A 1,833-nucleotide genomic window follows, 5' to 3' on the forward strand; every position below is an offset into this window, starting at 1 on the left:
TTCGTTTCAAACTACAAGCGGTCTTCGATTTATTTTAAGTTTTCACCGTAATCTTTGTCTCTCACCGACGATGTAAATTAGATTTCTAAGTCTGTTTCGCGGCAATATACCTAAAATAGGATGCTTTTGTCAAATCAGTAACATTTATTTTATATTTACGCTAATTTAGATATCTATCTTAAGTATTATTGCAATCTTTCGATACAGGAGTTAATCTTAATGTTTGGACAATATAAAAAATTGCCATGACTTTTCAACGCTGTAGTGGAATATTGTTGCACCCGACCAGTCTGCCGAGTCGATTTGGGATTGGCGATTTGGGAAAATCGGCTTACGAATTCGTGGATTTTTTGGCAAGAAGCGGTCAAAAGTTATGGCAAGTTCTACCGTTGGGGCCAACGGGATACGAACATTCACCCTATACGATGAACTTTAGCGCCTTCGCAGGCAATCCTCTACTGATTAGTCTGGATTTATTAGCAGAAGAAGGATTATTAAGCCCAGACGAATTGGCAGATTTACCGCCTAGTGCAGATGTGCCTGCTCATAAAGTGGATTTCGATCGCGTCATCCCCCACAAAGCTAAATTGCTCAAAGTAGCCTACGAGCGGTTCCAGCAATCTTTAATTAACAAACGCCATACTGTATTTGAACAATTTTGTCAGGAACAGTCATATTGGCTCGATGACTACGTGCTGTTTATGGCATTAATGGAAGCCAATCACGGCAAGAGTTGGAATCATTGGGAGAATGCGATCGCCAGACGGGAACCTGACGCGCTCAAAGCCCAAGCCGAACATTTAAAAGAGCGCATCGCATTCCACAAGTTCTTGCAATTTAAGTTTTTTGAACAGTGGCGCAAGCTACGCAATTATACGAATAATAAAAATATTAAAATAGTTGGCGATGTTTCTATTTATGTCTGCCATAATAGCGCCGAGGTTTGGGGAAATCCAGAAATTTTTAAACTCGATCCGCAAACATTAGAACCAGCATATATTGCTGGCGTTCCTCCAGATTACTTCAGCGCCACCGGACAGCTGTGGGGAAACCCAGTTTATAACTGGGATAAGCTGCGAGAAACTAACTATGCTTGGTGGATAAGTCGATTTAAAGCAACACTGCAATATGTAGATATAGTTCGCATCGATCATTTCCGAGGTTTTGAAGCGTATTGGCAAGTGCCGGCAGGGGAAGAAAATGCCATAAATGGTGAGTGGATAAAAGCGCCAGGAGCAGAATTTTTTGAAACTCTCCGCACAACTTTGGGAAGTTTGCCGGTGATGGCAGAAGATTTGGGTATTATCACGCCGGAAGTGGAAGAATTGCGCGATCGCTTCGATTTTCCCGGTATGCGAATCTTGCAGTTTGCTTTCAGCGAAGGTACTGACAATGCTTACTTGCCGCACCACTACGTAAATAATTGCGTAGTCTACACGGGAACTCACGACAACAGTACAACATTGGGGTGGTGGCAGCAAGTCAGTTCCCACGAAAAGCAACTGCTGGCTAAATACTTCGGTTATTCTACTCCTGAAGACATCAAAGAAGTTAATTGGCTTCTGATTCGAGCGGCTTTAGCTTCGGTGGCTGACCTAGCGATTATCCCACTTCAAGATATTTTAGATTTGGACGATCGCGCCCGCATGAACGACCCCAGTATCATTCCCGGTAACTGGCGCTGGCGCTACGACAAGTCGGAAATTCTCACAAAGGAATTGAGCGATCGTCTTTTAGAGCTAACCCAACTTTATAGTAGATAGGCAATATTTACTGCCGGTTATTTTTACCGCAGATGTAGGCAGATAAACGCGGATAAACGCAGATAAGAGA

General features: G+C 42.9%; 1 protein-coding gene. It reads left to right on the forward strand.

Features of this window, described 5'->3' with window-relative positions; genetic code table 11:
- Window positions 1-245 precede the first annotated feature (245 nt).
- Complete coding sequence (gene malQ / locus H6S82_RS31585) at window positions 246-1,763, forward strand: 4-alpha-glucanotransferase (RefSeq protein ID WP_190465277.1); 1,518 nt, start codon at window positions 246-248, stop codon at window positions 1,761-1,763.
- Window positions 1,764-1,833: the final 70 nt, after the last annotated feature.

Source organism: Planktothrix sp. FACHB-1355 (assembly GCF_014748295.1).
Lineage (GTDB): Bacteria > Cyanobacteriota > Cyanobacteriia > Cyanobacteriales > Aerosakkonemataceae > Aerosakkonema > Aerosakkonema funiforme_A.